Genomic DNA, 1,677 nt, shown 5'->3' with positions numbered 1-1,677 from the left:
GGCCATCCTAAGCGGTCGGCGCTAGCTGTTGGCGGCTCGAGGAGCACCGATACCCGGGTCGATCTGGTGCGGCCCTGCGGCGGACGGACGCACGTCGAAGTCGAAAATGGAGGTGGGAATGTAGACGGTGGAACAGGAGTTGGGAATGTCCACCACGCCCGAGAGCCTTCCTTCGATGGGCACTGCTCCAAGGAGGAGGTAGGCCTGCTCGGGGCTGTAGCCGAACTTGGTCAGGTAGTCGATGGCGTGGAGGCATGCCCGCTGGTAGGACAGGTGGGAGTCGAGGTAGCGCTGCTCACCGTCCAGGGTTACCGACGTCCCCGAGAACGCGATCCATTCGCTGAACTGCGGGTCCACGTTGCCCGGCATGAAAATGGCATTCTCGCTTACACCGTACGTCTCCATCCCGCCCTTGATGATGTCCACCCTCAGGTCGATGAAACCGCCCATCTCGATAGCACCGCAGAAGGTGATTTCGCCGTCGCCCTGGGAGAAGTGGAGGTCACCCAGCGAGAGGTTGGCCCCGTCGATGAAGACGGGGTAGAAAATCCTCGTGCCTTTGGACAAATTCTTGATGTCCTGGTTGCCACCGTTCTCGCGCGGCGGCGCTGTACGTGCTGCTTCGCCGGCCACCCGGTCGAAGTCGGCACCTGACAGGCTCCCAAGAACGGCATGCTCGGCTTCAGGTGGCAGCGCCAGGGGTGGGACCCTGCCGGGATCTGTCGCGATCAGGTCGCCCTCGCGCTTGTTCCATGTGGACAGCAGCGCCGCGGACGGGGCTGTTCCCATCAGCCCGGGATGGATCAGGCCGGGAAAGGAAATGCCGGGTACATGGCGGGAGGTGGCCGTTTGGCCGTTGAAATCCCAGATCGCCTTATAGGCGTCCGGGAACTGGTCGGTCAGGAAACCACCGCCGTTGTTCCTGGCGAAGATACCGGTGTAACCCCAGCCCTGGCCGGCCAGCGGGCCTGAATCCTCCTGGGGTATCGGACCGACGTCGAGGATGTCGACCACCAGCAGGTCGCCCGGCTTCGCGCCTTCCACAGCGAACGGCCCGCTGAGCTTGTGCACCGTCAGGAGGGGAGCGTTCAGGATGTCCTCGGCAGAGTCGTCATTGACGATTGCGCCGTCGAACCACTCCCGGCAGTGCACCCGGAACGAGTCCCCGGGTTTGACGGTGGCAACCGGTGGAATCTCCGGATGCCACCGGTTGTGGCCCACCTTTTCCTGATCTTCGAACTTCCTGGTGGAATCCAGTGGAAATATCACCTCGGGCATTTCATCTCCTTTGATCGTTCGGCGGGCGTGATGGGGTTATGGGGCTCATCGTAATTGAGAGTGTAGGTAGGGTCTGAAGCCGCCTGATTCCAGGAGTGATCTCGCGATGTAGTGGGTGAGGTTTCGGAAGCCTAGCCCGGGGTTTTCATGAGGGTGGGGCCTGGCAGGTGTGTTTAAGCGACGAAAGGTGCTTCTGAGCTGGGAAAATAGTGTTGTTGACGCACTGATTTACCGGCTGAAAGAAGCACCTTTCTGATGTCCAAGAGTACCTGTGTTTTCCCGTCCCTTCCTGTGGCCACGACGGAGCAGTCGCTGGTCTCCCATGCCGGATTGAACGTGGTGACGTCCTTGATTGACGCGCTCGGGTTTCGGGGTTTTCATGAGGGTGGGGCCTGGCAG

1 protein-coding gene is annotated in these 1,677 nt (G+C 61.2%); it reads right to left on the bottom strand.

All coding sequences use genetic code 11. The annotated features are described in order from the left end of the window. Positions 1-21: 21 nt before the first annotated feature. Positions 22-1,278 (bottom strand): formamidase, encoded by a 1,257-nt coding sequence (gene fmdA / locus Y705_RS0101765; protein WP_026531612.1) that lies wholly within the window; start codon positions 1,276-1,278, stop codon positions 22-24. Positions 1,279-1,677: the final 399 nt, after the last annotated feature.

Origin of the sequence: Arthrobacter sp. H41, from assembly GCF_000520535.1 — a bacterium.
Lineage (GTDB): Bacteria > Actinomycetota > Actinomycetes > Actinomycetales > Micrococcaceae > Arthrobacter_D.
This window is presented reverse-complemented; position numbering and strand designations above follow the sequence as displayed.

What these genes read in the sequence shown, in the direction of transcription:
- fmdA (WP_026531612.1), bottom strand. Translation starts at nt 1,278, where the DNA reads ATGCCCGAGGTGATATTTCCACTGGATTCCACCAGGAAGTTCGAAGAT.